26 protein-coding genes are annotated in these 25724 nt (G+C 67.1%); 3 read left to right on the top strand and 23 right to left on the bottom strand.

Annotated features, from left to right (window positions below; genetic code table 11):
- Positions 1–16: 16 nt before the first annotated feature.
- From lysS to AX018_RS11285, 3 genes are all read left to right on the top strand, one after another.
- Entirely contained in the window at positions 17–1555 is a 1539-nt protein-coding gene (lysS, locus tag AX018_RS11295; protein WP_111877385.1) for a lysine--tRNA ligase, read from the top strand.
- Between the two features lie 89 nt (positions 1556–1644).
- Entirely contained in the window at positions 1645–2691 is a 1047-nt protein-coding gene (locus AX018_RS11290; protein WP_245951519.1) for a GGDEF domain-containing response regulator, read from the top strand.
- Between the two features lie 172 nt (positions 2692–2863).
- Entirely contained in the window at positions 2864–3526 is a 663-nt protein-coding gene (locus AX018_RS11285) for a mechanosensitive ion channel family protein (RefSeq protein WP_111877426.1), read from the top strand.
- Between the two features lie 55 nt (positions 3527–3581).
- Here AX018_RS11285 and AX018_RS11280 read toward each other — a convergent pair whose 3' ends face one another.
- The 23 genes from AX018_RS11280 to AX018_RS11170 form a co-directional block, all read right to left on the bottom strand.
- A complete protein-coding gene (locus AX018_RS11280; RefSeq protein WP_111877384.1) occupies positions 3582–5453 on the bottom strand; it encodes a DUF3300 domain-containing protein in 1872 nt (623 codons plus the stop codon).
- Positions 5454–5749: 296 nt separating this feature from the next.
- Positions 5750–6892 carry a beta-N-acetylhexosaminidase gene (gene nagZ / locus AX018_RS11275; RefSeq protein WP_111877383.1) on the bottom strand — a complete coding sequence of 381 codons (1143 nt, stop codon included), beginning with the start codon at positions 6890–6892 and terminating at the stop codon, positions 5750–5752.
- Positions 6893–6945: 53 nt separating this feature from the next.
- Positions 6946–7386, bottom strand: coding sequence for a holo-ACP synthase (acpS, locus tag AX018_RS11270; RefSeq protein ID WP_111877382.1), 441 nt, complete (start codon positions 7384–7386; stop codon positions 6946–6948).
- 89 nt (positions 7387–7475) lie between these two features.
- Positions 7476–8243, bottom strand: a complete 768-nt coding sequence (locus AX018_RS11265; RefSeq protein ID WP_111877381.1) for a pyridoxine 5'-phosphate synthase — start codon at positions 8241–8243, stop codon at positions 7476–7478.
- A complete protein-coding gene (gene recO / locus AX018_RS11260; RefSeq protein ID WP_111877380.1) occupies positions 8240–9019 on the bottom strand; it encodes a DNA repair protein RecO in 780 nt (259 codons plus the stop codon). Before recO ends, AX018_RS11265 begins: the two co-directional genes overlap by 4 nt.
- 247 nt (positions 9020–9266) lie before the next feature.
- Positions 9267–10277, bottom strand: a complete 1011-nt coding sequence (era, locus tag AX018_RS11255) for a GTPase Era (RefSeq protein WP_111877379.1) — start codon at positions 10275–10277, stop codon at positions 9267–9269.
- On the bottom strand, positions 10274–10957 hold the full coding sequence (gene rnc / locus AX018_RS11250) for a ribonuclease III (protein WP_111877378.1): 684 nt from the start codon (positions 10955–10957) through the stop codon (positions 10274–10276). Before rnc ends, era begins: the two co-directional genes overlap by 4 nt.
- A 23-nt stretch (positions 10958–10980) precedes the next feature.
- The gene (locus tag AX018_RS11245; RefSeq protein ID WP_111877377.1) at positions 10981–11382 is read right to left on the bottom strand and encodes a DUF4845 domain-containing protein; all 402 of its coding nucleotides are present in this window, start codon (positions 11380–11382) and stop codon (positions 10981–10983) included.
- A gap of 77 nt (positions 11383–11459) precedes the next feature.
- The gene (lepB, locus tag AX018_RS11240; protein WP_111877376.1) at positions 11460–12434 is read right to left on the bottom strand and encodes a signal peptidase I; all 975 of its coding nucleotides are present in this window, start codon (positions 12432–12434) and stop codon (positions 11460–11462) included.
- A gap of 4 nt (positions 12435–12438) precedes the next feature.
- Complete coding sequence (gene lepA / locus AX018_RS11235) at positions 12439–14247, bottom strand: translation elongation factor 4 (RefSeq protein WP_111877375.1); 1809 nt, start codon at positions 14245–14247, stop codon at positions 12439–12441.
- A gap of 481 nt (positions 14248–14728) precedes the next feature.
- Positions 14729–16213 (bottom strand): DegQ family serine endoprotease, encoded by a 1485-nt coding sequence (locus tag AX018_RS11230; RefSeq protein ID WP_415842118.1) that lies wholly within the window; start codon positions 16211–16213, stop codon positions 14729–14731.
- Between the two features lie 129 nt (positions 16214–16342).
- Positions 16343–17320: a MucB/RseB C-terminal domain-containing protein gene (locus tag AX018_RS11225; protein WP_245951518.1), complete on the bottom strand. Its 978-nt coding sequence runs from the start codon at positions 17318–17320 to the stop codon at positions 16343–16345.
- A 137-nt stretch (positions 17321–17457) separates the two neighbouring features.
- Positions 17458–18066: a sigma-E factor negative regulatory protein gene (locus tag AX018_RS11220; RefSeq protein WP_111877373.1), complete on the bottom strand. Its 609-nt coding sequence runs from the start codon at positions 18064–18066 to the stop codon at positions 17458–17460.
- A gap of 63 nt (positions 18067–18129) precedes the next feature.
- Positions 18130–18759, bottom strand: coding sequence for an RNA polymerase sigma factor RpoE (gene rpoE, locus AX018_RS11215; protein WP_111877372.1), 630 nt, complete (start codon positions 18757–18759; stop codon positions 18130–18132).
- Between the two features lie 12 nt (positions 18760–18771).
- Positions 18772–19122, bottom strand: coding sequence for a hypothetical protein (locus AX018_RS11210; protein ID WP_245951517.1), 351 nt, complete (start codon positions 19120–19122; stop codon positions 18772–18774).
- 204 nt (positions 19123–19326) lie between these two features.
- The gene (fabF, locus tag AX018_RS11205; protein WP_111877370.1) at positions 19327–20571 is read right to left on the bottom strand and encodes a beta-ketoacyl-ACP synthase II; all 1245 of its coding nucleotides are present in this window, start codon (positions 20569–20571) and stop codon (positions 19327–19329) included.
- A 56-nt stretch (positions 20572–20627) separates the two neighbouring features.
- Positions 20628–20867: an acyl carrier protein gene (gene acpP, locus AX018_RS11200; protein WP_013902185.1), complete on the bottom strand. Its 240-nt coding sequence runs from the start codon at positions 20865–20867 to the stop codon at positions 20628–20630.
- A gap of 103 nt (positions 20868–20970) precedes the next feature.
- Positions 20971–21720 carry a 3-oxoacyl-ACP reductase FabG gene (gene fabG, locus AX018_RS11195; protein ID WP_111877369.1) on the bottom strand — a complete coding sequence of 250 codons (750 nt, stop codon included), beginning with the start codon at positions 21718–21720 and terminating at the stop codon, positions 20971–20973.
- A 5-nt stretch (positions 21721–21725) separates the two neighbouring features.
- On the bottom strand, positions 21726–22682 hold the full coding sequence (gene fabD / locus AX018_RS11190) for an ACP S-malonyltransferase (RefSeq protein ID WP_111877368.1): 957 nt from the start codon (positions 22680–22682) through the stop codon (positions 21726–21728).
- A 51-nt stretch (positions 22683–22733) separates the two neighbouring features.
- Positions 22734–23711 carry a beta-ketoacyl-ACP synthase III gene (locus AX018_RS11185; RefSeq protein WP_111877367.1) on the bottom strand — a complete coding sequence of 326 codons (978 nt, stop codon included), beginning with the start codon at positions 23709–23711 and terminating at the stop codon, positions 22734–22736.
- Positions 23712–23730: 19 nt separating this feature from the next.
- Entirely contained in the window at positions 23731–24765 is a 1035-nt protein-coding gene (gene plsX, locus AX018_RS11180) for a phosphate acyltransferase PlsX (protein WP_111877366.1), read from the bottom strand.
- Positions 24766–24878: 113 nt separating this feature from the next.
- Positions 24879–25061 (bottom strand): 50S ribosomal protein L32, encoded by a 183-nt coding sequence (gene rpmF / locus AX018_RS11175; RefSeq protein WP_011794326.1) that lies wholly within the window; start codon positions 25059–25061, stop codon positions 24879–24881.
- A gap of 101 nt (positions 25062–25162) precedes the next feature.
- Positions 25163–25714, bottom strand: coding sequence for a YceD family protein (locus tag AX018_RS11170; protein ID WP_111877365.1), 552 nt, complete (start codon positions 25712–25714; stop codon positions 25163–25165).
- Between the last annotated feature and the right edge of the window lie 10 nt (positions 25715–25724).

Here is a 25724-nt window from a genome sequence, read left to right as displayed (position 1 = left end):
TCCCCTTTTCGATCCTATGTCCGACACTGCCACGCCTGCCATCGACACCAACCAGCTCGTCGCCGAGCGCCGCGAAAAACTCAAGGCCCTGCGGGAGGCCCAGGCACAGGGCAAGGGCGTGGCGTTCCCCAACGATTTCAAGCCCGCGCACCACGCCGCGGACCTGCAGGCCCGGTACGCCGAAACCGACGCCGCGGCGCTCGAAGCCAGTCCGGTGCCCGTGATCGTGGCCGGCCGCATGATGCTCAAGCGCGTGATGGGCAAGGCCAGCTTCGCCACCGTGCAGGACGGCTCGCTCGGCGCCACCCATGGCCGCATCCAGCTCTACGTGACGCGCGACGCGATCGGCGAAGAACCTTATGCGGCCTTCAAGCACTGGGACCTGGGCGACATCGTCGGGGCCGAGGGCACGCTCATGAAGACCAAGACCGGCGAGCTGTCGGTCAAGGTGACGAACCTGCGCCTGCTCACCAAGAGCCTGCACCCCATGCCCGACAAGTTCCACGGCGTGGCCGACCAGGAGGTCAAGTACCGCCAGCGCTACGTGGATCTGATGACCGACGAAGCCGCCCGCAGGCGCTTCATCGCGCGCAGCAAGGCCGTGAGCGGCATCCGTGAATTCATGGTGGGGCACGGCTTCCTGGAGGTGGAGACGCCCATGCTCCACCCTATTCCGGGCGGCGCCAACGCCAAGCCGTTCGTGACGCACCACAACGCGCTGGAGCAGGAGATGTACCTGCGCATCGCGCCCGAGCTCTACCTCAAGCGCCTGGTCGTGGGCGGCTTCGAGCGGGTGTTCGAGATCAACCGCAACTTCCGCAACGAAGGCATCTCGGTGCGCCACAACCCCGAGTTCACGATGATGGAGTTCTACGCGGCCTACTGGAACTACCGCGACCTGATGGACTTCACCGAGCAGCTCGTGCGCGACGCCGCGATGAAGGCCACCGGCGGCCTGCAGCTCACCTACGGCGGGCGCGAGGTGGATCTCTCGCAGCCCTTCCAGCGCCTCACGATCCGCGAGGCGATCTTCCAGTACACCGAGGCCGGGGCCCACGTGGACGACGCCGCCTGGCTCACCAGCGCGCTCAAGAAGCTGGGCCTCTCCGAGGAGAAGAACCGCCTCTCCACCCGCACCCTGGCCGGCCTGCAGGTGCTCTACTTCGAGGAAACGGTGGAGGACAAGCTCTGGCAGCCCACCTTCATCATGGAGCACCCGACCGAGATCTCGCCGCTCGCGCGCGCCAACGATGCCCGCCCGGAGGTCACCGAGCGCTTCGAGCTCTACATCACCGGCCGCGAATTCGGCAACGGCTTCTCCGAGCTGAACGACGCCGAGGACCAGGCCGCGCGCTTCCAGGCCCAGGTGGCGCAGAAAGACAGCGGCGACGACGAGGCCATGTACTTCGACCACGACTTCGTGCGCGCCCTGGAGTACGGAATGCCTCCCGCCGGGGGTTGCGGCATCGGCATCGATCGGCTCATGATGCTGTTGACCGACAGCCCGAGCATCCGCGACGTGATCCTGTTCCCCGCGCTGCGCCGCGAGCACTGAAAAAGCGTGCCCGCCGCGCGGCCGGCCTCCGGGGCCCGGGCGTGGCGGCACCTTTCACAAGAACGCGCCCAGCCCTGAGAGGACGGACCATGACCTCCACGCCCACCGATCCTTCCGTGCACGCCGGCCGGCACAACGACGAACCGCCGGCGGCGGGGCCCTTTTCCGTGCTGGTGGTGGAAGACCAGCTCTCGGTGCGGCTGGCGCTGGTGTCCGAGCTGCGGCACGCCGGCGTCTCCGACGTCCTGGAGGCGGCCTCCGGCGACGTGGCCCTGCAGCTCTTCAAGCTGCGCCGCCCGGACCTGGTCCTGCTGGACATCCGCCTCTCGGACGAGAACGACGGCTACTGGGTCGCGCAGCAGATGCGCGAGGCCGAGCCGGGCGGCTGGACGCCGATCATCTTCCTCTCGGGCCTGGACAGCGACCTGGACGTGTGGCGCGGCATCGAGGCCGGCGGCGACGACTACCTCGTCAAGCCGGTCAAGCCCATCGTGCTGGTGGCCAAGCTGCGCGCCATGCGCCGGCTGCTGGACATGCGCCGCCGGCTCGTGAGCATGTCGCAGGAGCTGCACCTGGCCAACCAGCGGCTCAACGAGATGGTGGAGGTGGACACGCTCACGGGCCTGGTCAACCGGCGCGGCTTCGACCGCATCCTGCACAGCGAGATCCTGGCCGCGCGCCGCGACGGCCTGCCACTCACCCTGATGCTCTGCGACCTGGACCACTTCAAGCGCTTCAACGACGCCGTGGGCCACGTGCAGGGCGATACCTGCCTGCGCGAGGTGGGCCGGCTGCTCAAGGACGTGTGCGTGCGGCCCCGCGACGTGGCGGCGCGCTACGGCGGCGAGGAGTTCGCGCTGATCCTGCCCAACACGCCGCGCTCGGGCGCCATGACGTTCGCGCGGGCGCTGGGCAAGCTGGTGAACGCGCGCGCCATGCCCCACCCGGATTCCCCGCTGGGCGACCACCTCACCGTGTCGGGCGGCATCACCACCTGCGTGCCCGACGAGGGCACGAGCGCCGAGGCCATGCTGATGCGCGCCGACGAGGCCCTCTACGCCGCCAAGGCCCAGGGCCGGGCCCGCTTCTTCAGCTTCGAGATGCAGATGGACACCGTCGAGCAGCTGCGCAGCTGAAACGCGGCCCGCCCGGCGGCGGCCGGACCGGCCCGGGCCAGGTTGGGGTCCACGGCCGCATTCCGGCGTATTCTCTGGTCCGCTCCGCGGAACACCCGCCCTCCGAGGCGGCCCCGGGCCCGTGCCTTTCCCATTGCCCTTCCCGAATCCGTTGTTCTCCTTCTCCTCCCCCATGCTGCGCCTTCGCCCCTACCTCCCCGACTGGATGCAGGACTGGCTGGACATCATCGTGCCCGGCGTACAGATCGTGCTCATCGTGCTCGTGGCCATCCTGCTGCAGCGCATGCTGCACCGCCTGCTGCAGCGCGCCGGGCGCCACTACCAGTGGCCGATCGAGTTCATGGTGCCCATCGGCGCGCTCGTGCGCTGGATCATCATGGGCGGCGCCGCGCTGCTGGTGCTCGAACGCCTGGGCGTCTCCGCCACCGTGCTCTGGACGGCGTTCACGGGCTTCGCGGCCGTGGGCGCGGTGGCGTTCTTCGCGGCCTGGAGCGTGCTCTCCAACCTGTTCTGCGCCCTGCTGATCTTCACCGTGGAGCCGTTCCGGCTGGGCGATTACATCGAGGTGCTCGACACCGCCGAAAAGCCCGGCGCCAAGGGCCGCGTGGTAGACATCAACCTGCTCTACACCACGCTGGAAGACTTCCTCGGCGACTCGGACGCCCCCGTGCTGCTGCAGATACCGAACGCGCTCATCTTCCAGCGCGTGGTGCGCCGCTGGACCACGGCGCCCTCCCGGCCGAACGCGGCCGTGGCGCATGCCGGCGACGCCGCGCCCTCCGCCACGGCCACGGCGGAAGCCGGCACACCCGCCCCCACGCCCGCCGGGCCCTGACGGGCGGGCCCGCGCCCCTTCGGCGCGGCCCGGGCGTCAGAACGTGCTGGCGCTCTCAGGCGCCATCGCCATGCGGATGGCGGTGGTCGGGCCGCTGCTGCGGCGGCTGCCCATGTGCGTGCGCCTCGGGCCTCGGCGCGCCGCCCTGCGGGGGCGGGTGCCCGCCGGCGAACTGCGGGGCCGGCGCGGCATGGACCTGCTGCAGCGCGGGCGGCATGTGGACCACGGGTTGCTGCGGCCGGGGCGGCGGCTCATGCCGCGCCACCGGGGCTTCCACCGGCATGGGCCGGGGCATGGGCACCGGCGGCATCGGCATGCCGCGCGCCTGGAATGCCTCGCGCGCATTGCCGCTGCCCGGCCCCGCGTGAACCACCTCCGATCCGTGCGGCGGTGCCGGCACCGGCGAGGGTGCGGCCATCCTCACGGGAAACGGGCCCGGCGTGGCCAGGGCGGCCGCCACGGGCCCGGCGGGGGGATGCGCGGCGTCCCGGGGCACGGCGGCAGGAGGCACCCCACCCGGAGCATTGCGCACCGCCTGGACCAGCGGCGCGGCCGGCCGGCCGGGCAGGGTCGATTGCGATGGCGGATGCGGGAGCGCCACGGGCACGTGGGCGAGTGCCGCCGGGACCGCAGCCACCAGGGGCGGCGCATGGCGCCCGGCCGCGAAGGCGGCTGATCCAGGCGATGGTGCCCCTGGCGCGAACACCCGGGCCATCGGCGCGGCGGGCTGGCCCACCCCTTGCACGGGGTGCGGCGGCCCCCCGGGCCGGGCCGGGGCGGCCATGCCGCCAGCCAGCGCCATGGCGGGCGCGCCGCCGGCCTCCGCGGTCACCCGGACGGGCCCGGGCAGCGGGGGAGCCGAGGGCGCCGCATAGAACGTGTCGCGGTGGTTCACGGTGATGTGGTTGTGGATGTTCTCGATCACCGTGGGCGACTGCGACACGTAGGTCGTTCCCCGGTACACCACGGCGGGGCGCCACGCGGGAGCGGGCGCGGGCCCCCACGCCACGGGCTGCGGCGGGGGCCCGCCCCAGTGCACATTCCAGGCGTCCCACCCCCAGGCATGGTGGCCGTGGCCGGCCAGGGCCCCGACCAGCACGCCGGCGCCGAAGGCCAGCACCCCCACGGCCACCGGGTCGGGCCCGGCCGCGACGGCCACGGGAACCATCGGCACCACGGGCGCGGCCCAGCGGTAGCCGGAATAAAGCGGCACCGGCGTTCCGAACACCACCTGCGGGTCGTAGCGCGGCACATAGACGGTCTGCACCTCCGTGGGCTCGATGGTGATCACCGTCGGCGGCGGCGCCACCACCACCGGGCCCTGGAAAACCTCCACGGGCAGCGTGGCCGGCGGCGGCGGGGGCAGCGCGCTGCCGGCCACCGTGGCCACCCGCAGCCGCGGCGAACTCTGGAGCGTTCCGGCCCGGGCCGCCCGGGCGCGCAGCACCTGGATCGCGTTCATGACATCGGCGGGGTCGTGGTAGTAGGCCTTGCCCAGCGCCGTCGTCCAGGGCAGGTTGGACGCCATCTGCTCCAGCACGTTCGGGAAGGCCGTGAGCGACTTCACGCTCGGGTCCCAGGGCTGGGACTCCGCGGCGTTCGCCAGGGCATCGCCCTTGAGCGCCGGGTTCTGCGCCAGCCAGCCCTCCGCCGCGGTGATCTGGTCCGGGTAGGTGGCCCCGGCCAGCACCTGGGCCACCAGCTTGTCGGGATAGAGCGCGATGGGCGCGACCATCTGGTAGAGGGCATCGGCGCCGGGCGGCGTGTAGGCGGCGGGCACGACGGCGGGAGGCGGCTCGGGCGCCGGGCCGGCGGCCGAGGGCGTGGGGGGCGCGACGCGCTGGCAGGCGGCCAGCGCGCAGGCCGCCAGCAGGGTGAGCGCCGCGGGGGGAAGCCGGCCGGTGAAAAACAGGGAGGGTCGCGCCATGGGAAGGTCCTTCCGGGAAAGCCGCGCTGCCGCCATCGGCAGCCGCACCTTTTTCCCAACGCCAGCCTGCGCGCCGCGTTGACCCCGATCTGTAGGCCGATGTGACGGCGGCGCGTGGGAGCCCGCGCCCTGGCCGCAGGCCCGCGCTCCCTCGGGAGGCAGGCCATTCAGGCGCCGCAGCCGCCCACCGGGAACCGCCCGCCGCCAGCAACACTTGCTCACAATCCAGGGAGGATGGGTTACCCCCCGCCCACCCCATCCGGGCCGCCGCCCGGCATCCCCGGAGGCCCCGAAAATCAGGGCAGAGAGTCGAGCGCCTGCATGTAGGCGGGCTCCAGCATCAGTTCGTCCCAGGGCAGGGGCAGCGTCTGGGGCAGCAGCGCCACGCGCCGCGACTCGCTGCCGGGGCTGGGCCGCCAGCGGCCCAGGGCGCGGGCCCGCGACAGCCCGTCGAGCAGGTCGTCCAGCGCCCGGCCCCGCTCGGCGCCCTCGCCCACGAGGCTCTGGTTGCACAGCACCACGAGATCGCAGCCGGCCTCCAGGGCCGCGAGGGCAGCGGTGGCGTAGTCCACCACGGCCCCGTCGATGCGGCGGGCCCCTTCCATGCTGAGGTCGTCGCTGAAGATGGCTCCGCCGAAGCGCAGCCGCTGGCGCAGGATGTCCTGCAGCCAGCGCTGCGAGAAGCCCGCCGGCCGGCCGTCCACCTTGGGATAGATGACGTGCGCGGGCATCACCGCCGTGAGCGTGCCGCAGAGCCATTCGTAGGGCGCGGCGTCGTCCGCCAGGATCGCCTTGAGGCTGCGGCGGTCCACCGGCACGTCGGTGTGCGAATCGGCGCGCACGAAGCCATGCCCCGGAAAGTGCTTGCCGCAATGCGCCATGCCCGCCTGCAGCATGCCGTGGGCGACGCTCTTGGCCAGCAGCGTGACCACGCGCGGATCGCCGTGGAACGCCCGGTCGCCGATCACGCTGCTCTGGGAGCCGCCGGCCGACCCCGCCCCGGCGGCATCGCCCGGCCAGTCGAGGTCCAGCACCGGCGCGAAGGAGAAGTCCACGCCGCAGGCGCGCAGTTCGCTGGCCAGCACATAGCCCACCGCGGTCGCGGCCTGGGTGGCGCGCAGCGCGCCGCTGCCGGGGCGCTGGCGGCCGTCCGCCATCCACATCGCGCCCAGGGCGCGCATGGGCGGCAGCGGGGTGAAGCCATCGGTGCGGAAGCGCTGCACGCGCCCGCCCTCGTGGTCCACGCAGATGAGCAGATCGTCGCGCACGGCCTTGATCGAGGCCGTCAGCTCCAGCAGCTGCGCGCGGTCGCGCCAGTTGCGCGCGAAGAGGATGACGCCGCCGGTCAGCGGATGGGCCAGGCGGCGGCGGTCGGCGTCGCTCAGGGCCGTGCCGGCCACGTCGAGGATGACGGGTGCGTGTTCGATGTCGGGGGTCATGGGGGGAGCTGGAAGATGATTTGCTATCAATTAGTGAGCTATTCGCATAGCGTTTACGGCGACATGGAGGGGATTCGACCCGAATCCGTGCCGCCAGCCGCCTGCGCGTGCTCCACCACGCAGAAGCTCGCGGCGTAGTCGCTTTCGTCGGTGACGCTCAGGTGGCAGCGCAGGCCGCGGGCCTCGAACCATGCCTTGAGCGCGCCGTGCAGCACGATGACGGGCTGGCCGCTGTCCAGCTTGGCCACCTCGCAGTCGCGCCAGGTCATGGGCATGCGCATCCCCATGCCGATGGCCTTGCTGAAGGCCTCCTTGGCGGAAAACCGCGTGGCCAGGTAGCGCACGCCGCGCTCGGGCCAGCGGGCGCCGCGCTCGCGCCAGGTGGCGAGTTCGCCGGCGGCCAGCACCTTCTCGGCGAAGCGGTCGCCGTGCCGCTCCAGGCTCGCGCGGATGCGGCGGATGTCGCAGATGTCGGTGCCGATGCCGTAGATCATGGAAAAGCGCGCCCCCGGGGTTGATTCAGGCCGAAATTGCAGTCATGTCGCCGTCTTTGCTGCATGAGCAGCTATTTAATTAATAGCACTCAGCGCCGTGCGGCGACACCTTCGTCGATGCAGCGCTGGTAGGCCTGCACGGTGGCGGCATACCCCAGCTCCAGGGCGTCGGCGATGAGCGCGTGGCCGATGGAGACCTCCAGCACGCCGGGCACCTGGGCGACGAAGGCCGCGAGGTTGTCGCGGTTCAGGTCGTGCCCGGCGTTCACGCCCAGGCCGGCACCCTGCGCCGCGCGCGCGGCGGCGGCATAGCGGGCGAGCTGCGCCACCTGCTGCGGCGTGCCCCAGGCGGCGGCATAGGGCTCGGTGTAGAGCTCCACGCGGTCGGCGCCCACGGCGCGGGCGGCGGCCATCGACCCGGGCTCCGGGTCCATGAAGAGGCTCACGCGCACGCCCAGGCTCCGGCACTCGGCCACCAGGGGCGCCAGCCGCTCGGCGTCCTGCGGGAAGCTCCAGCCGTGGTCGCTGGTGAACTGGTCCTCGCTGTCGGGCACGAAGGTCGCCTGGTGGGGCCGCGCCTCGCGGATGAAGTCCATCAGGTTCTGCGAGGGATTGCCCTCGATGTTGAACTCGCGGTCCGGCCACTGGCGCATCAGCGCGGCCAGGGCATGCACGTCGTCCGCGCGGATGTGCCGGCCATCGGGGCGCGGGTGGATGGTGATGCCCTGGGCGCCGGCCTCCAGGCACAGCCGCGCGGCGCGCTCCACGCTGGGAATGCCCAGATGGCGCGTGTTGCGCACCAGGGCGACCTTGTTCACGTTCACCGACAGCGCGGTGCGGGGGGAATGCTGCGTCATAGGGATTGGAGATCGATCATGAGCTGCCGGGTGCGCAGCAAAGGGCTGCCGCAATGGTATTGCAGCAGCGTGCGCAGCTGCGGCTTGAGGTCGGCCGCCAGGGGCGCGCCCGCGATGCCGGTCACGATGGCGCGCAGCGTGGCCGTGTAGGGCTGCGCATCGTCCAGCGCGCGGTGCAGCAACCGCCACTGCGCGCCCCCCAGCGCGCTGCGGTCCGCGGGCAGCGCCGCGCGCAGACCCGCCTCGGGCACCAGCGCATAGCGCGCCTGCGGCGCGAGCGGCGCGAGGGTGGCGGTTTCGGCGTCCAGCGCGGGCAGCAGGCCGATCTCGCGCAGCAGCAGCAGCTCGAAGCTCCGCAGCACGGGCTCCAGCGCGTCACCATGCTCGCTGGCCAGCACGCGCACCACGCCGGCATAGGCATCGAAGAGCGGCGCATGCGTGTCCTCGCGGGCCAGCAGGCGCATCAGCAGCTCGTTCAGGTACAGGCCCGAGAGCAGCGCATCGCCCGTGGGCATCACGTGCCCGCCCACCCACTCGGCGCCCTTGAGCGCATGCACCTCGCCCCGCCCTTCCCCGCCCAGCGTGTAGCCCACGCGCAGCGGCTGCAGCGGCAGCAGCACGGGCCGGAAATTGGAGGTGGGCTTCTTCGCCCCCTTGGCCACCAGCGCCACGCGGCCATGGTGGCGTGTGAACACGTCCAGGATCAGGCTGGACTCGCTCCAGTCGTAGCGGTGCAGCACATAGGCGGGTTCTTCGGAGATGCGGCGTGCGGCCATGGATTGCTAGTTCGCCAACGGCACGGCGCGCCCGCCGGACAGCGGCCAGCGAAAAAAGCGGAGACAGGAACGGTCAGGAGCCCGGCGCACGTCCGCTCACCCACGGCACCCGAAACCGGCGCGGCGCCCATCGTTCAGATGGCCGCGGAGCAGGCCAGGCCGGCAGACGCCGCGGAGCGGGCTTTGCCCGGCCGCTGGCGTCGTCCCCCCTCGGAGGGAAGGCGCCGCAGGCGACTCAGGGGGGGCCTCACTCATACCCGAACGAGCGCACGCGCGCCTCGTCGTCGGCCCAGCCCGAGCGCACCTTCACCCACACTTCGAGGAACACCTTGGCATCCAGCAGCTTCTCCAGCTCCTGGCGCGCCTCGGTACTGATGCGCTTGAGGCGCTCGCCCTTCTCGCCGATCACCATCGCCTTGTGGCCGTCGCGCTCCACCACGATCGTGGCGGCCACGCGCACGAAGCGCTTGTGCGTCTTGCTGGGCTCCTCGTCGAACTTGTCGATCACCACGGTGGAGGTGTAGGGCAGCTCGTCGCCCGTGAAGCGGAAGAGCTTCTCGCGCACCGTCTCGCTGGCCAGGAACTTCTCGCTGCGGTCGGTCAGCTCGTCCTCGGCATACCACCAGGCCTGCTCGGGCAGATACTTCGCGCAGATGCCGAAGAGCCGCTCGATGTCGCCCTTGTTCTTGGCCGACATGGGCACGAATTCGGCGAACGGGTGGCGCTCCTGCATGCCCTTGAGCCAGGGCGCGATCTCGGCGCGGCGGTGCACCGTGTCGAGCTTGTTGGCGATCAGCAGCGTGGGAATGCCGGGCTTGAAGAGCGAGAGCACCTTGGCGTCGGCCAGCGTGAAGCTGCCGGCCTCGACCACGAAGAGGATCAGATCCACGTCGCCGATCGCGCCCATCACCGTCTTGTTGAGCGACTTGTTCAGCGCCGTGCTGTGCCGGGTCTGGAAGCCCGGCGTATCGACGAAGACGAACTGCGTCTGCTCGCGCGTGCGGATGCCCGTGATGCGGTGGCGCGTGGTCTGCGCCTTGCGCGAGGTGATGCTGATCTTCTGGCCCACGAGCGCGTTCATGAGCGTGGACTTGCCCACATTGGGCTTGCCCACGATGGCGATCAGGCCGCAGCGCTGCGGGCCCTCGGCGCCGGCCGCCGGCGCGGCGGCGCTCCCCGGCCGGGCCGCGGCCAGCATGGCCTCCAGGTCGTCCTGGCCTGCGTCGGCGCCGGTGGAAGGGGGAACGGTCGGATTCATGGATGTTTCGCTTTCAGGGTGGCCAGCATGGCGGTGGCGGCGGCCTGCTCGCCCGCCCGCCGGGAGCCACCGATGCCACGCTCGGTCAGGCCCAGTTCGGGGATGTCGCACTCCACGTCGAAGGTCTGCCGGTGGGCAGCGCCCACGGTGGCGACCACGCGGTACTGCGGCAGTTTCATTTTGCGGCCCTGCAGCCACTCCTGCAACGCGGTTTTCGCGTCCTTGGCGGCGGCCTGCATGCGCGGATTGATCTCCACGCCCTGGTAGAGCCGGTGCACCATCGCCTCGGCGCGCTGGTAGCCCGCATCGAGGTACACCGCGCCGATGAGGGCCTCCAGCGCGTCGGCCAGGATCGAGGGCCGCTGCTTGCCGCCCGACTTGGTCTCGCCCTCGCCCAGCCGCAGCACCTCCGGCAGCTGCAGGCCCAGCGCCAGGCCGTGCAGCGTCTCCTGGCGGACCAGATTGGCCCGCACGCGCGAGAGATCGCCCTCGGGAAGGTCGCGCAGGCGCTGATAGAGCAGGCTGGAGATGGCCAGGCTCAGGACCGAGTCGCCCAGGAATTCGAGGCGCTCGTTGTGGTCGGCCGAAAAGCTGCGGTGCGTGACGGCTCGCTGCAGCAGGGAAAAATCGGAAAAGGCGTGCTGCAGGCGGTCCTGCAATGCGGAAAGACTGGGAGACACCGAGAAAGCGGAAATAGAAAGAATCAGTTGGTCTGGTCGCGGAAGCGGTACACCAGATAGGCCGGGCCCACGAGCGGGATCTCGCGCGAATAGCTGAACGACACCACGATCTTGTCGTTGCGCTTGGTCACCTCGAGGTCCTTGCCGCCGATCGAGCTGATGTTGTCGATGGCGCTGGCGCGGTCGAATACGGCACGCACCTCCGGCACCGTGGTGGCTTCGCGCGCGGCCTTGTTTGCCGCCTTGCGGATCGCCTGGTACTCCAGGAAGATGGGCACGGACTGCCCGCCGATCGCGAAAACCGCCACCGCGAACACGGCCGCGAACACGAGCCCGATGAACGACAGGCCCCGCTGCCGGGCGCGGCGCCCCGCCCCGATGGCACGCGATGGAAAGGATTGCCGATAGTGCTGATGCAGACCCATGCCCGAACCCTCGTCTTTCTGTCGTCCTGTTGGGTGGCGCCGCCAGGCCATGCGACCCGCCGGCGGCGCGCCGCCGTTCACTGGAACGGCCCGATGCGCTTCAAGTTGCCGAAATTCATCCACACGAAAAAGGCCTTGCCGACGATGTTCGCATCCGGCACGAAGCCCCAGTAGCGGGAATCGAGCGAATTATCGCGGTTGTCGCCCATCATGAAATAGTGGCCCTCGGGCACCTTGCACACCACCCCTTCCACGCTGTAGCGGCAGTTCTCGCGGAATGCGTAGTCGCTCGCGCCCTGGATGAAGGCCGGCACGTCCGGGTTGTTGATGATGCGGTGGCGCTTCTCGCCCAGCTGCTCGTCGAACTGCTTGAAATAGCGCATCGAATCCTCGTCGAGGAAGTCGGGCAGCGCCGTGGTTTCCACCGGCTTGCCGTTCACCGTCAGCCGCTTGTTCAGGTAGGCGATCTCGTCGCCGGGCACTCCGACCACGCGCTTGATGTAGTCCATGCTGGGCTGCGGCGGATAGCGGAACACCATCACGTCGCCGCGCTGGGGCGGCGTGCCCTGGGAGATCTTCTTGTTGATCACGGGCAGGCGGATGCCGTAGGTGAACTTGTTCACGAGGATGAGGTCGCCCACCAGCAGCGTCGGAATCATCGAGCCGGACGGGATCTTGAAGGGCTCGAAGAGGAAGGAGCGCAGCAGGAACACGACGGCGATCACCGGGAAGAGCCCGGCGGTCCAGTCGAGCCACCAGGGCTGCATGAGGATGCTGTCCTTCGCCTCCTGCACGTCGCCGTCCACCTTGGCGATGCCCATGCGGTCGAGTTCGGCGCGGCGCTGGGCCGCGGCCTCCTCGATGGCCTGCGCGGCACGCTGGCGGCGCGGCAGGAACACGAGGCGCTCGGCCACCCAGTAGGCGCCGGTCACCACCGTCGCGAGCAGCAGCAGCAGCGCGAAGTTGCCCTCGATGGCGCCCACGTACCAGGCACCCACGTAGCCCACGAAGGCCGCCAGCACCGCGGCGGTCACATATTGCATTGCTTGCATCGGATCAGTCCTCCACCTGCAGAATCGCCAGGAAGGCCTCTTGCGGCACTTCGACCGATCCGATCTGCTTCATGCGCTTCTTGCCCGCCTTCTGCTTTTCGAGCAGCTTGCGTTTGCGGGTGATGTCGCCGCCGTAGCACTTGGCCAGCACGTTCTTGCGCAGCGCCTTGATGGTCTCGCGCGCGATGATGTTCGCGCCGATGGCCGCCTGGATCGCCACATCGAACATCTGCCGGCTGATGATCTCGCGCATCTTGGCCGCCACCGCGCGGCCGCGGTATTGCGACTGGCTGCGGTGCACGATGATCGAGAGCGCATCCACCTTCTCGCCATTGAGCAGGATGTCCACCTTCACCACATCGGAGGCACGGTACTCCTTGAACTCGTAGTCCATCGACGCATAGCCGCGCGAAACCGACTTCAGCTTGTCGAAGAAGTCGAGCACGATCTCGCCCAGCGGCAGTTCATAGGTGAGCATCACCTGCCGGCCGTGGTAGGCCATGTTGATCTGCACGCCACGCTTCTGGTTGGCGAGCGTCATCACCGGGCCCACGTAGTCCTGCGGCATGTAGAGGTGCACCGTCACGATGGGCTCGCGGATCTCCTGGATGCGGCCCTGCTCGGGCATCTTGGAGGGGTTCTCCACCATGATGACCTCGCCGTCGCCCTTGACCACCTCGTACACCACGCTGGGCGCCGTGGTGATCAGGTCCTGGTCGAACTCGCGCTCCAGCCGCTCCTGCACGATCTCCATGTGCAGCAGGCCCAGGAAGCCGCAGCGGAAGCCGAAGCCCAGCGCCTGCGACACCTCGGGCTCGAAATGCAGCGAGGCATCGTTGAGCTGCAGCTTCTCCAGCGCGTCGCGCAACTGGTCGTATTCGCTGGCCTCGGTCGGATAGAGGCCGGCGAACACCTGCGGCTGGATTTCCTTGAAACCGGGCAGCGCCCGCTCCGCCGGGCCCAGGTTGTTCGGCAGCTTCTTTTCCAGCGTGATGGTGTCGCCCACCTTCGCTGCCTTGAGCTCCTTGATGCCGGCGATGATGTAGCCCACCTCGCCCGCATTCAGCGCATTGCGCGGCTCGTTGGCGGGCGTAAACACGCCCAGGTTGTCGGCGTTGTACGCCGCCCCCGAAGCCATCATCTTGAAGCGCTCGCCCTTGAGCAGGCGGCCATCCACCACGCGCACCAGCATCACCACGCCCACGTAGGGATCGAACCAGCTGTCGATGATCATCGCGCGCAGCGGCGCGTCCGGGTTGCCGCGCGGCGCGGGCACCCTGGCGACGATCAACTCGAGGATCTCGTCGATGCCCATGCCGGTCTTGGCGGAGCAGGGAATCGCATCGGTCGCGTCGATGCCGATCACATCCTCGATCTCGGCCTTCGCGGTGTCCGGGTCGGCCTGCGGCAGATCCATCTTGTTCAGCACGGGCAGCACCTCGACGCCCAGGTCCAGCGCCGTATAGCAGTTCGCCACCGTCTGCGCTTCCACCCCCTGCGACGCATCGACCACCAGCAGCGCCCCTTCGCACGCCGACAGCGAGCGCGACACCTCGTACGAGAAATCCACGTGGCCCGGCGTGTCGATCAGATTGAGGTTGTAGACCTTGCCATCGCGCGCCGTGTACTGCAGAGCCGCCGTCTGGGCCTTGATGGTTATCCCACGCTCCTTCTCGATGTCCATCGAGTCGAGCACCTGGGCCTCCATCTCGCGGTCCGCCAGGCCGCCGCACCGCTGAATCAGCCGGTCAGCCAAGGTCGATTTGCCGTGGTCGATGTGCGCAATGATCGAGAAATTTCTGATGTGATTCATCAACGAGAAGCGACAAGTAATTGAATTGAAACGGCGCGCACAAGAAAAAAGGGCGCGTCAAATGGTGACGCGCCCTGAACCAACAATCTTTGGCAACTGCGATGGTTGGAGCTTCATTGTAGGCAAAAAGGCCGCCAGGGAAAGCCTGCACTACCACGCCCAGAGCGCGTTGCCACCCTGCAACGCGTATTTTATGCACAACTTATTCACAGAAATGCCGAGTTCTTTGGGAACAAGTTGTGGGCGATCTGTGGAACACCTGTGCATGAAGAGTGACGATCCCATATCGTGATGTTACAAGCCTCGCATATACCATCAGCGCCGCAAAAACGCCCCGCATTCTATCCAAAGCTGTAGATAGACTTTTTTCTGCAGGCATCGCTGCCTGCAAGGGCCTTCCCAATGGGGCACCCCGGACCGACCAAAAGCCCCACTCCCGACTGCGGGATGGGGCTTTTCGGCATCCGGGGCCCGGACGCCATCAGCGCGCCGGGCGGATCAGCGCATACTGCGCCCAGTCGCCCCGCCGGAAGAGCACGTTGACGGGCTTGCTCTTGTCCGCCTTGGCCAGCGCCGCCTCGAAATCCTTGAGGCCCGTGATCTCCGTGTTGGCGATGCCCAGGATGACGTCACCCTCGCGCAGCCCGGCACGGGCCGCCGCGTCGGTGGCGGCGCTCACGCGCACGCCCCCCTTCACCTTGAGTTCCTTTTTCTGCGCGTCCGTCAGCTCCACGACCGCCAGCCCCAGCTGTTGCGCCGCAGGAGACGCCTTGGGCTTCGCGTTGCCGCGTTCATTGGCATTCGCGGCCACCTTCTCGTCGGGCTCGATCTCGGCCACGGTGATGGACAGATCGCGCGTGGAACCACGCCGGAACACGGTGACGGTGCTCTTGTTGCCCGGCTTGGTGTTGCCCACCATCCGTGGCAGGTCCGAGATCTTGTCGATGCCCTTGCCGTCGAAACGGGTGATGATGTCGCCCGCCTCCACGCCGGCCTTCTCGGCGGGCGAGCCTGCCTCGACCCCGGTCACCAGCGCCCCCTGGGGCTTGCCGAGGCCGATCGACTCCGCCACGTCCTTGGTCACCTGGCCGATCTGGACGCCGATGCGCCCACGGGTCACCCGCCCCGTGGCGCGCAACTGGTCGCTCACCCGGATGGCCTCATCGATCGGAATGGCGAAGGAAATCCCCATGAAGCCGCCCGAGCGCGAGTAGATCTGGCTGTTGATGCCCACGACCTCTCCGCGCATGTTGATCAGCGGCCCCCCCGAATTGCCCGGGTTGATCGCCACGTCGGTCTGGATGAACGGCAGATAGTCGCCCGTGTCGCGCTGCTTGGCGCTGACGATCCCGGCAGTCACCGAATTCTCGAGCCCGAACGGCGAACCGATGGCCATCACCCATTCACCCACGCGCAGGCGGTTCACATCTCCCACCTTCACCGCAGGCAGGCCCGTGGCCTCGATCTTGACCACCGCCACGTCGGTGCGCTTGTCCGAGCCCACGATCTTGGCCTTGAACTCCCGCTTGTCGGTCAGGGTGACGAGCACCTCCTGGGCACCCTCCACCACATGGGCATTCGTCATCACATAGCCGTCGGAAGTCAGGATGAAGCCCGAGCCCACGCCCCGGGGCTGCTCCTCATCCGGGCGCTGCGGACGCTGCTGGCGAGGCGCGTTGGGCATCGGCAGGCCGAAGCGCTTGAAGAACTCCAGCATTTCCTCGTCCATCGCGCCGGCGGCCGCCCGATCGGGCACCTTCTCCAGCGTGCGGATGTTGACCACGGCCGGCCCCACCTGATCCACCAGATCCGTGAAGTCGGGAAGACCCTGCACCAGGGACGGCGAGGAAGGCGTGGCCGCCTGGGCATGGAGGGCTCCGGCGGGCACCAGGGCCACGGCGCCTGCCAAGGCGAGCGCGCGGGCCAGGGCTTGAAACGGCAGCGTTCTACGCGGCATCGTGAGCATGAAAGACCTTTCCTTCTCTTCGTGCAAATCAGATATCTTGGTCAAAAAGTGACCGATGGTGTGAAGGCCAAGACCTTGTTTGGTTCCGGAGATCGTATCCGGCGGCCACCCCATCCGTGGAATGGAGCATCAGCGCAGGGGCTCGACCTGCTCTGCCAGCAACCGCAACGTTTCCTGGGGCACCTCGCCCACAGCCGTCAGCCACGTATCGCCCGCCACCTTCATGGCCAGCGTCTGGGTGGCACCCATGTCCATGCGCCTGGGCTCGCGCGCATGCCGGGCCGCGTCGTACGGCTCGAAGAAGAGGGAGACCGTCGCAAGGCCATCCGAAAAAATGCACTGCAGCGGCGGCAGGGCCATCGCCATCGGCATGGACGAAGCTTCGCGCTTGTAGCAATCGCCCGGCGAGAAGCCCGCGACAGGCTGGCGCATTTGCCAGCCCGCATCCTTCGCCGTGGTTTTGGCCAGAGGAATCGTCAGCACGCGGAACCCGCGCGTATCGTTCATCAGCGCCGCCAGTTGGGACACCGTGGGCGGCGCGTCGAAATCGAGCTGAGAAAAAGCGGCCTGCTCCAGAACCCGCCCCTGCGGCCCCAGGGTCTGCAGCTTGACGACCAGGCCACTCGTGCGCGCCGTCCATATGCGATAGCCGAAGCGCAACGCGTCTTTGGGCTGGAGCAAGACGATGTCGGCCTCCTGCCCCACCACTCGTTCGCTGCCCACCACCCGCGCCTGATAGTGGCTGGCCAGCGCCGCCCCCTCGGCCTGGGGAAGATGGGGAAAGAGGCCCGGCATGTCCCGCTGCTCCTCCTTGACCATCTGGGCCTGCGGCAGGAATGTGCGAACGAGGTCATCACGGCGGAACACGGTGCGCGGCGAGCCGTTCAACGCCTCGATACGCTCGATCTGCACCTTGCCATCGGTCGCATGCCAGATCCGCGAACTGGCCATGGCGCCCGAGGAGGACCAGACCACGAAGCTGCCGCTGTAGCTGTATTCGCGCGAAGCGCGGTGAATGCGCTCCATCCACTGCTGGATATCGGCCGGCGCCGCGGAGCGCAAGGCAACGGATGCCGGGCGCTCGGGCTCGGGGGGAGTCGCCCACACGTTCCCTCCCATCAGCGTGCATGCCAGCCATGCCGAAATCCAGAGACCGCATGTCCTGGCCGCGGGCCTTCGCGTGCTCACACAAGACCCGATGTCATGGTTCCTGGCCAACCCACTCCCTCCTGTCCCACCAATGCTCACCGCGCGGAAGTTTCGAACGTGGCGTTACGCAGAAATCCGGCCGGCATCTGCAGCGCGGACGCGCCCCCATACTGCTTGTGCGCCGCCAGCAACTCATCCAGCCGGGGATCCCTGAGCATCACTTGCTGGCTTCCCGCCACCTCCGTTGCGGCAATGGTGGCCCCCTGCACCTGCCCCGGCGCGGCAATGGACGCCAGTTGCGCACCGCCATCCGATTGCTGCAGTGCATTCAAGCCATTCCAGCCCAGAACCCCCACCGCCGCCAGGGACGCCAGACCAGCCACCATCTTCCAGCGGAATACCGCCGCGTTGGCCGCCTCATCCTGCGCTTCGATCGTCTTTGCCACGACCCGTGCCGGCTCGGGCAATTCCACGTGCGTGCGGTCCTGCTCCAGCTGCGAGCGAACCCGGGCCGCAAGCGACCTATCGGAAGGTTTGCCCAGGTCCGAGGAACGAAGGACGTCACCGACCAAGTGGTAGACCTCCCAATGGGCCCGGCCATCGTCGCTCTGAGCGTACGCGACCGCCTCGCTCCATTCCGCCCCTTGCAACTGGCCATCGGCCAGGGCGGAAAGTTGCTCACGCAGTTTCAGATCGTCTTTCATGCTAATCACCTGCTATCGTCGTTGCGCCTGGCAAGGCCGCCAGGCTCCCAACACCATCTCGTGTCACCAGCGTTTGCCGGACTGCTTTTCCAGCAGTGGGCGCACGCGGGCAGAGATGGCTTCACGCGCCCTGAAGATTCTCGAACGCACCGTCCCGATCGGGCAATTCATGGCGTCGGCAATTTCCTCATAGGTCAACCCCTCGATTTCGCGCAATGCCACGGCCTGGCGCAAATCCTCGGGAAGCGCATCCATCGCGGCATTCACCGCCGCCGCGATTTCCTGTGCAGCCAGGACGGTTTCCGGGGTTTCGTCGCTGGTTAGTTCATGTCCGATACGGGAAGTTTCATCTTCATCGTCACCTCCCCTCAGCGCATTTTCGGAAATCACCGGATTGCGCTTGATATCCATCAAGGCCTTCTTAGCCGTGTTGACGGCGATGCGGTAGAGCCACGTATAGAACTGGGCCTCTCCACGAAACTGGTGCAACGCGCGGTAGGCCCGCAGAAAGGTCTCTTGCGCAATGTCCTGCACAAGGTCGGAATCGCGCACCATGCGGCCGATCAGGCGCTCGATGCGGCGCTGGTATTTGATCACCAGCAGTTCGTATGCCCTGTGGTCGCCGGAAACCGTGCGCTCCACGAGCTGGATGTCGCTGTCGGCGGGAGAAGGCGGGGGCGTGGAAGCGTTCATGTATTCAATAGCTCATGCGCCGTCGCGATGAGCGGGAGGGATCGTCGAACCCTCGGCAGCGGGCTCCCGTTCGGGCCGGGAATATACCGCACGGCGCAACGCCGACCATGCGGCAGAGTCATTGCCCCGCTCAAGCCCCAGCCACACCGTACGGCCATCGAGGCCGAGCAGGCGGGCCAGGATGAAAAACTGCAGATCCAGTTGTATCTCCAGCCGCCCCAGGAGCTGCGCAGACGCGTTTCCCCGGTCCAGTGACCAATAAAGACCATCCCAGGACAACAGCCCTTCGGCCCAGCGATGAACGGTATGCCAAGCGGCCCCCGACACGGTGACCCAAAGTACGCAACCAAGCACTGCAGGCATCCAGTGGGACCCGCTCCCCGTCAGCACCCAGGCACTCCACAGCCCAAGCCCCAGGAGACTGACGCAGATCGCAAAAGCCGGCACACAGCGGCCGGCTCCCACGATATGGCGCACAGCCGGAGCATGGTGGGTCCGAACGGAATACGCCATGAGGGCGTGCAAGGCAACGTGGCGTTCAGCGACGGACTGCGCGCGTGGGATGGATCACATGCGGCGGAACACCAGCGTGCCGTTGGTGCCACCAAATCCAAAATTGTTCTTCACGGCGACATTCATCTTCAGATCGCGCGCTGTATTGGCACAGTAATCCAGATCGCACTCAGGATCTTGCTCGAAGATATTGATCGTGGGTGGCACCTTCTGGTCACGCAAGGCCAATACGGTGAAAACACTCTCGATACCGCCCGCCCCTCCGAGCAAATGGCCGGTCATCGACTTGGTGGAACTCACCACCATGCGCTTGGCATGATCTCCTAATGCCGCCTTGATCGCATTGGTTTCGTTGAGATCGCCCAGCGGGGTCGACGTGCCATGGGCATTCAGGTAATCGACCTCATCGGCATTGATGCCCGCATTGCGCAGCGCCGAGAGCATGGCCCGGCGCGGACCATCCATGCTGGGCGCCGTCATGTGCCCCGCATCGGCGCTCAGGCCATACCCGCAGAGTTCGGCATAGATCTTGGCGCCACGGGCCTTCGCATGCTCGTACTCTTCAAGAACCATCATTCCCGCCCCTTCACCCAGGACGAACCCATCGCGGTCCTTGTCCCATGGGCGAGAGGCCGTCTTGGGATCGTCATTGCGGGTCGACAACGCCCGCATGGCCGCAAAGCCACCGACCCCCAATGGAGAAACGGTGGACTCCGTGCCACCGGCGATGATCACATCGGCATCCCCATACTCGATCTTGCGCGCACCTTCGCCAATGCAATGCAATCCCGTAGTGCAGGCCGTGACGACCGAGAGATTGGGCCCCTTGAAGCCGAAGCGCATCGACACATGCCCCGCCACCATGTTGATGATGGATGCCGGCACGAAGAACGGCGTGACACGGCGCGGCCCCCGGCTTTCGAGTTCGGCGTGCGTGTTCTCGATCAGCGGCAGGCCGCCGATGCCCGACCCGATGATGCAGCCGATGCGGGTGGCCAGATCATCGTCCAGGGCTTCTCCCGTGGGCAAGCCCGCATCGCGCACCGCTTGATCCGCCGCAGCAATGCCGTAGTGGATGAACGTGTCCATCGCGCGTGCATCCTTGGCGTTGATGTAGGCATTCAGGTCGAATCCCTTGACCTCGCCTGCGATCTTGCAGGCAAAGTTCGATGCATCGAACTTGGTGATGAGATCGATACCGGACTGACCGGCCAAAATACGGGCCCAGGCTTCCGCCACCGTGTTACCGACGGGGGTGATGCAACCCAGGCCGGTCACGACGACGCGACGACGGCTCATGCGCTAAGACTCTTGTGTGCTGATCGGATCGGGAGATCCGGGATCGAAACCCGGACTCAGGCCTTCTGATGGGCGTTCGCGTAGTCGATGGCGTTTTGCACCGTCGTGATCTTCTCTGCGTCTTCGTCAGGGATCTCGATGCCGAATTCGTCTTCCAGCGCCATCACCAGCTCCACCGTGTCGAGAGAGTCAGCACCCAGATCGGCCACGAAAGCCTTTTCATTGGTGACTTGCGACTCTTCCACGCCGAGTTGTTCGGCGATGATTTTTTTGACACGTGCTTCGATATCGCTCATGGTTTCCCTTTGGGGGTTGTGAATGAATCCGCGATTCTAGCCGTATCGAGATACACCCCGAAATAGCCTGCCGGGCGGAACAACCGGCGTTAACTTGCTTCAATTACATGCACATGCCGCCATTGACATGCAACTCCTGGCCTGTCACGTACCCAGCCCCCTGGGATGCGAGGTATGCGACCGCCTGCGCGATGTCCGAGGGCTGGCCCATGTGACCCAGCGGAATCTGGGCCTGCAGCGCCTTGTTCTGCTCCTCCGACAACTCCGCCGTCATGTCGGTCCGGATGAAGCCGGGTGCCACGCAGTTCACCGTGATGCCCCGGCTGCCCAGTTCCCGGGCAAGAGCGCGGGTCATGCCGGCCACGCCGGCCTTGGCGGCAGCGTAATTGGCCTGACCCGGGTTACCGGATGCACCCACCACGCTGGTGATATTGATGATGCGCCCGAAGCGCTGCTTCATCATCGGGCGCATCACGGCCCTGCTGGCTCGAAACACTGCCTTGAGATTCGTGTCTAGCACGGCATCCCAGTCGTCGTCCTTCATGCGCATGGCGATCTGGTCACGCGTGATGCCGGCGTTGTTCACGAGCACGTGCACGCCACCATGCTCCTTGACGATGCCATCGACCAGTGCCTCCAGGGCTGCCGCATCGTTGACATCGAGCGCCGCCCCGCGGCATCCCTCGTGGGTCGCAAGCGCCTGGGTAATGCGCTGGGCCCCCTCGTCGGTGGTGGCGGTGCCGATGACACGGTAACCGCGCCCGGCCAGCTCTGCGGCAATGGCGGCACCAATGCCACGGGATGCCCCCGTCACGAGGGCGATCTGAGGAGAAGGGGTGTTATGGGTAGACATTGCGTTCACGCCAGCAATTCACGGGTTTCGGACAGGGATGCGGGGTCATACAAGGATCCGGCCGTCAGCGCGGAGTCGATGCGCTTGACCAAGCCCGTCAACACCTTGCCCGGACCGCATTCCACCACATGACTCACCCCACGCGCCTTGAGCGCCCCGATGCACTCCACCCACCGCACGGGCCCGAAAGCCTGACGATAGAGCGCGTCGCGGATCGCATCGGCATCTTGCAGGACAGCCACATCGACGTTGTTGACGACAGGAATCCGGGGAGCCGCCAAGGCCAGCTCCGCGAGTGCCGCCCGCAGCTTCTCGGCCGCCGGCTTCATGAGACTGGAATGGAAAGGCGCCGACACCGGCAGCAGCAGCGCACGCTTGGCGCCAGCGGCCTTGAGCAGCTCACACGCCTTCTCGACCCCCGCCTTGGTCCCCGCGATGACCGTCTGAATCGGGTCATTGAAATTGACGGCCTCCACGACATCCGCGCTGCCTTGCCCGAAGGCAGCAGAGGCGGCCGCGCAGCCTTCGATCACCTTGAGGGAGTCCAGCCCCAGGATGGCGGCCATGGCGCCCGTGCCCACGGGCACGGCCTCCTGCATGGCGGACGCACGCAGGCGCACGAGGGGCGCAGCCTGGGCAAGGGACAACACTTCCGCAGCCACCAGGGCCGAATACTCCCCGAGGGAATGCCCGGCGACCGCCGAGGGAGCCGCACCACCTTCGGCACGCCACACCCGCCATGCCGCCACGCCCGCCACCAGCATGACGGGCTGGGTATTGGTGGTCAGCGCCAACGCCTCCTTGGGCCCTTCATGGATCAAGCGCGCGACGTCTTCCCCGAGGGCGTCCGATGCTTCCTGCAAGGTTTGCGCCACCACAGGGTGGTCGCCCCAGGCATCGAGCATGCCCACAGACTGCGATCCCTGCCCCGGAAAGACAAATGCGAAATTTTTCGTTGTCATGAATGAGTTCAAGCAATAACAACCCCCGTCCGCACGGAGGGGGTTCGATGACTACAACGTCAACAGCACCGCGCCCCAGGTGAAGCCCCCTCCCACGCCTTCGAGCAGGAGGTTCTGGCCTGGGCGCACCTGCCCCGACCGCACGGCATGGTCGAGCGCCAAGGGAATGGACGCTGCCGAGGTATTGCCATGCTGGTCCACCGTGACCACCACCTTGTCCATCGGCAGTCCCAGCTTCCGGGCCGTGCTCTGCATGATGCGGATATTGGCTTGGTGCGGAATCAGCCAGTCGATGTCGGCATCCTTCAGGCCAGCCTTGTCCAGCACGGCCCGGGCGGCCTTTTCCAGCACGCCGACCGCCAGCTTGAACACCGCCTGCCCATCCATCTTGAGCAGCGGATCACCCAGGACCTGCCCGCCAGAGACGTTGCCCGGCACGCAGAGAATGCCCACATGGCTCCCGTCGGCATGCAGATCACTGGAAAGAATCCCGGGAGTGTCGGAGGCCTCCAGCACGACGGCCCCCGCGCCATCCCCAAAGAGGACACAGGTCGTGCGGTCATTGAAATCCAGCAGACGGCTGAACACCTCGGCCCCCACCACCAGGGCGCGGCGCGCGGCACCCGACTGGATCATGGAATCCGCCACCGTCAGCGCATAGACGAAACCGCTGCAAACCGCCTGCACGTCGAATGCCGGGCAACCATTGGCACCGAGCTTGTTCTGGAGGATGCAGGCCGTGGAAGGAAACACCATGTCCGGAGTGGACGTGGCGACGATGATGAGATCGATATCCCGGGGCTGGACCCCCGCGGCCTGCAGGGCCTGGCGGGCGGCCTCCAGCCCCAGATCGCTGCTGCACACATCCCGATCGGCGAAGTGCCGCGCGCGGATGCCCGTGCGCTCGACGATCCACTGGTCCGAAGTCTCGATGCCACGCCCCGCCAGTTCGGCCACGAGGTCGGCATTCGTCAGACGGCGGGGCGGCAGGCTGCTGCCAGTCCCTGTGATACGGGAATAACGTCTCATTAATCAGAGGCTCGAACGCTCAGGCAACGGGCTGGACATCGGCCGGCGCCAGAAGAGGAGCGGCATGCGCAACCCGCGTACGGACTCGGTCGAGCAGGTTGTTGCGGGCCGCATCATACGCGCGGTTCAACGCCTGCTCGAAAGCCATCGTGTCAGCGGAACCATGACTCTTGAAGACCAACCCCCGCAACCCCAGGAGCGCGGCACCGTTGTAGCGACGATGATCCATGCGCTGCATAAGCGCAGATAAGACCGGATAAGCAACAACCGCGGCCACTTTCGTGAAGATGCTGCGTTTGAACTCCTGCTTGAGCGCGCCGACGATCATCGAGGCGACCCCCTCGCTGGCCTTCAGCGCCACATTGCCCACAAAACCGTCACAAACGACGATGTCCACGGTGCCCTTGAAGATGTCATTGCCCTCGACGTTGCCATAAAAGTTGATATCGCCCGACTTGGCGGCAGAACGCAGCAGCTCACCAGTCTTCTTGATGATTTCATTGCCTTTGATGACCTCCTCGCCGATATTGAGGAGGCCGACGGTAGGCTCCGGTCGCTCTTCCTGCAATGCCGACACCAGCGCAGCCCCCATGACGGCGAACTGCACCAGATGTTCCGCGCTGCAGTCCACGTTCGCCCCGAGATCGAGCACGGTCGTGGCGCCCCCCTGGGCATTGGGCATCTGGGTGGCGATGGCCGGGCGGTCGATGCCATCCAGGGTTTTGAGAAGATAGCGAGCGATCGCCATCAAAGCGCCTGTATTACCCGCAGATACAGCAACCTGGGCGGCGCCCTCCTTGACTTGCTGGATCGCGACCCGCATGGAGGAGTCTTTCTTGCGACGCAAGGCCACCTCCACCGGGTCGTCCATGGAAACGACCTCGCTGGCCGGCACGACCACGGCGCGCTCATGCACGAAGCCGCTCAAGCCATCCGGCTGCCCCACCAGCAGAAGGCGCGCTTCAGGATGACGATCGAGGAATTGGCGGCACGCCGCCAGCGTGACGCGGGGGCCGTGATCGCCCCCCATGCAGTCAACAGCCAGTGTGATCATGGGCGACTTGGCGGGTCGCACGAACGGGACCCGAGGGAAAAATGGAGCTGCAGACAAGACAAAGGCCCGCGCTACCTATTGCGTAGCAGCGGGCCTTGGCGCGAGGAAGAAGGTCAGGCTTCAGACTTGTTCTTCAGCACTTGGCGGCCACGATAGAAGCCGTTCGGGCTGATGTGGTGGCGCAGATGGGTTTCGCCGGTGGTGGGCTCGACGGCAATGCCGGGCACGGTCAACGCATTGTGCGAACGGTGCATGCCGCGCTTGGAGGGAGACTTTTTGTTTTGCTGAACAGCCATGGTGGCTCCTGAGTCTTGAAGGGTTGGGTAAAACGCGATCAGCCCATAGAAGACACGAGGGGATTCGCGCGAAGCTCTCGATTATAGCCCAAAAGGTTTTTTCACCCTCCGGACTTGCCGGCCTTCAAGGAAGCCAGGGCCGCGAAAGGGTTGGGCTTGTCGGCATTGGCCTCTTCGAAATCCTCGTCGCTGGACGCCATGTGCACGGGCGCCGGGCACTCGTCGTGCCGTGGCACGAGGGGCATCACCATGAGCAATTCGTCTTCGATCAACTCGCGCAGATTGAACTCCCGGCTCATCGCGAGGAGGTCTTCCTCGCTTTCGTCGTCGAGCGCCTCGGCGGTGGCTTCGTCGGCCACGAAACGGAACTCGCGGTCCACCTCCAGCGGCACGTCCACCGGGCCGAGGCAGCGCTGGCAAGTCATCGGCAGGAAGGCCCTGACGACGAGCCGCAGCCAGACCTGCCCGCCGATGCCGTGCGTGGTACGCACTTCGCCATGGGCCTGCCAATCCACGATCAAATCGGGGTGCAGTCCTTTTGCCTCCTGCACCAGACGCTCATATTTCAAGAGCGAATCGTGGCCGGACAGATGACCGCCCGCCTGCGCGAATGCCTTGACGTCGAGGCGCTGGGGAGAGAATTCCTTGGTCATGGCGGCAGTG

Source organism: Paracidovorax anthurii (assembly GCF_003269065.1).
Lineage (GTDB): Bacteria > Pseudomonadota > Gammaproteobacteria > Burkholderiales > Burkholderiaceae_C > Paracidovorax > Paracidovorax anthurii.
The sequence above is the reverse complement of the archived record's forward strand: the minus strand, read 5'-3'. Positions and strand labels throughout refer to the sequence as shown.

Bases quoted from the DNA above. Each gene is read 5' to 3' on its own strand.
- lysS (WP_111877385.1), top strand. From the start codon at position 17: ATGTCCGACACTGCCACGCCTGCCATCGACACCAACCAGCTCGTCGCC.
- AX018_RS11290 (WP_245951519.1), top strand. From the start codon at position 1,645: ATGACCTCCACGCCCACCGATCCTTCCGTGCACGCCGGCCGGCACAAC.
- AX018_RS11285 (WP_111877426.1), top strand. From the start codon at position 2,864: ATGCTGCGCCTTCGCCCCTACCTCCCCGACTGGATGCAGGACTGGCTG.
- AX018_RS11280 (WP_111877384.1), bottom strand. From the start codon at position 5,453: ATGGCGCGACCCTCCCTGTTTTTCACCGGCCGGCTTCCCCCCGCGGCG.
- nagZ (WP_111877383.1), bottom strand. From the start codon at position 6,892: ATGACCCCCGACATCGAACACGCACCCGTCATCCTCGACGTGGCCGGC.
- acpS (WP_111877382.1), bottom strand. From the start codon at position 7,386: ATGATCTACGGCATCGGCACCGACATCTGCGACATCCGCCGCATCCGC.
- AX018_RS11265 (WP_111877381.1), bottom strand. From the start codon at position 8,243: ATGACGCAGCATTCCCCCCGCACCGCGCTGTCGGTGAACGTGAACAAG.
- recO (WP_111877380.1), bottom strand. From the start codon at position 9,019: ATGGCCGCACGCCGCATCTCCGAAGAACCCGCCTATGTGCTGCACCGC.
- era (WP_111877379.1), bottom strand. From the start codon at position 10,277: ATGAATCCGACCGTTCCCCCTTCCACCGGCGCCGACGCAGGCCAGGAC.
- AX018_RS11245 (WP_111877377.1), bottom strand. From the start codon at position 11,382: ATGGGTCTGCATCAGCACTATCGGCAATCCTTTCCATCGCGTGCCATC.
- lepB (WP_111877376.1), bottom strand. From the start codon at position 12,434: ATGCAAGCAATGCAATATGTGACCGCCGCGGTGCTGGCGGCCTTCGTG.
- lepA (WP_111877375.1), bottom strand. From the start codon at position 14,247: ATGAATCACATCAGAAATTTCTCGATCATTGCGCACATCGACCACGGC.
- AX018_RS11230 (WP_415842118.1), bottom strand. From the start codon at position 16,213: ATGCTCACGATGCCGCGTAGAACGCTGCCGTTTCAAGCCCTGGCCCGC.
- AX018_RS11220 (WP_111877373.1), bottom strand. From the start codon at position 18,066: ATGAAAGACGATCTGAAACTGCGTGAGCAACTTTCCGCCCTGGCCGAT.
- rpoE (WP_111877372.1), bottom strand. From the start codon at position 18,759: ATGAACGCTTCCACGCCCCCGCCTTCTCCCGCCGACAGCGACATCCAG.
- AX018_RS11210 (WP_245951517.1), bottom strand. From the start codon at position 19,122: ATGCCTGCAGTGCTTGGTTGCGTACTTTGGGTCACCGTGTCGGGGGCC.
- fabF (WP_111877370.1), bottom strand. From the start codon at position 20,571: ATGAGCCGTCGTCGCGTCGTCGTGACCGGCCTGGGTTGCATCACCCCC.
- acpP (WP_013902185.1), bottom strand. From the start codon at position 20,867: ATGAGCGATATCGAAGCACGTGTCAAAAAAATCATCGCCGAACAACTC.
- fabG (WP_111877369.1), bottom strand. From the start codon at position 21,720: ATGTCTACCCATAACACCCCTTCTCCTCAGATCGCCCTCGTGACGGGG.
- fabD (WP_111877368.1), bottom strand. From the start codon at position 22,682: ATGACAACGAAAAATTTCGCATTTGTCTTTCCGGGGCAGGGATCGCAG.
- AX018_RS11185 (WP_111877367.1), bottom strand. From the start codon at position 23,711: ATGAGACGTTATTCCCGTATCACAGGGACTGGCAGCAGCCTGCCGCCC.
- plsX (WP_111877366.1), bottom strand. From the start codon at position 24,765: ATGATCACACTGGCTGTTGACTGCATGGGGGGCGATCACGGCCCCCGC.
- rpmF (WP_011794326.1), bottom strand. From the start codon at position 25,061: ATGGCTGTTCAGCAAAACAAAAAGTCTCCCTCCAAGCGCGGCATGCAC.
- AX018_RS11170 (WP_111877365.1), bottom strand. From the start codon at position 25,714: ATGACCAAGGAATTCTCTCCCCAGCGCCTCGACGTCAAGGCATTCGCG.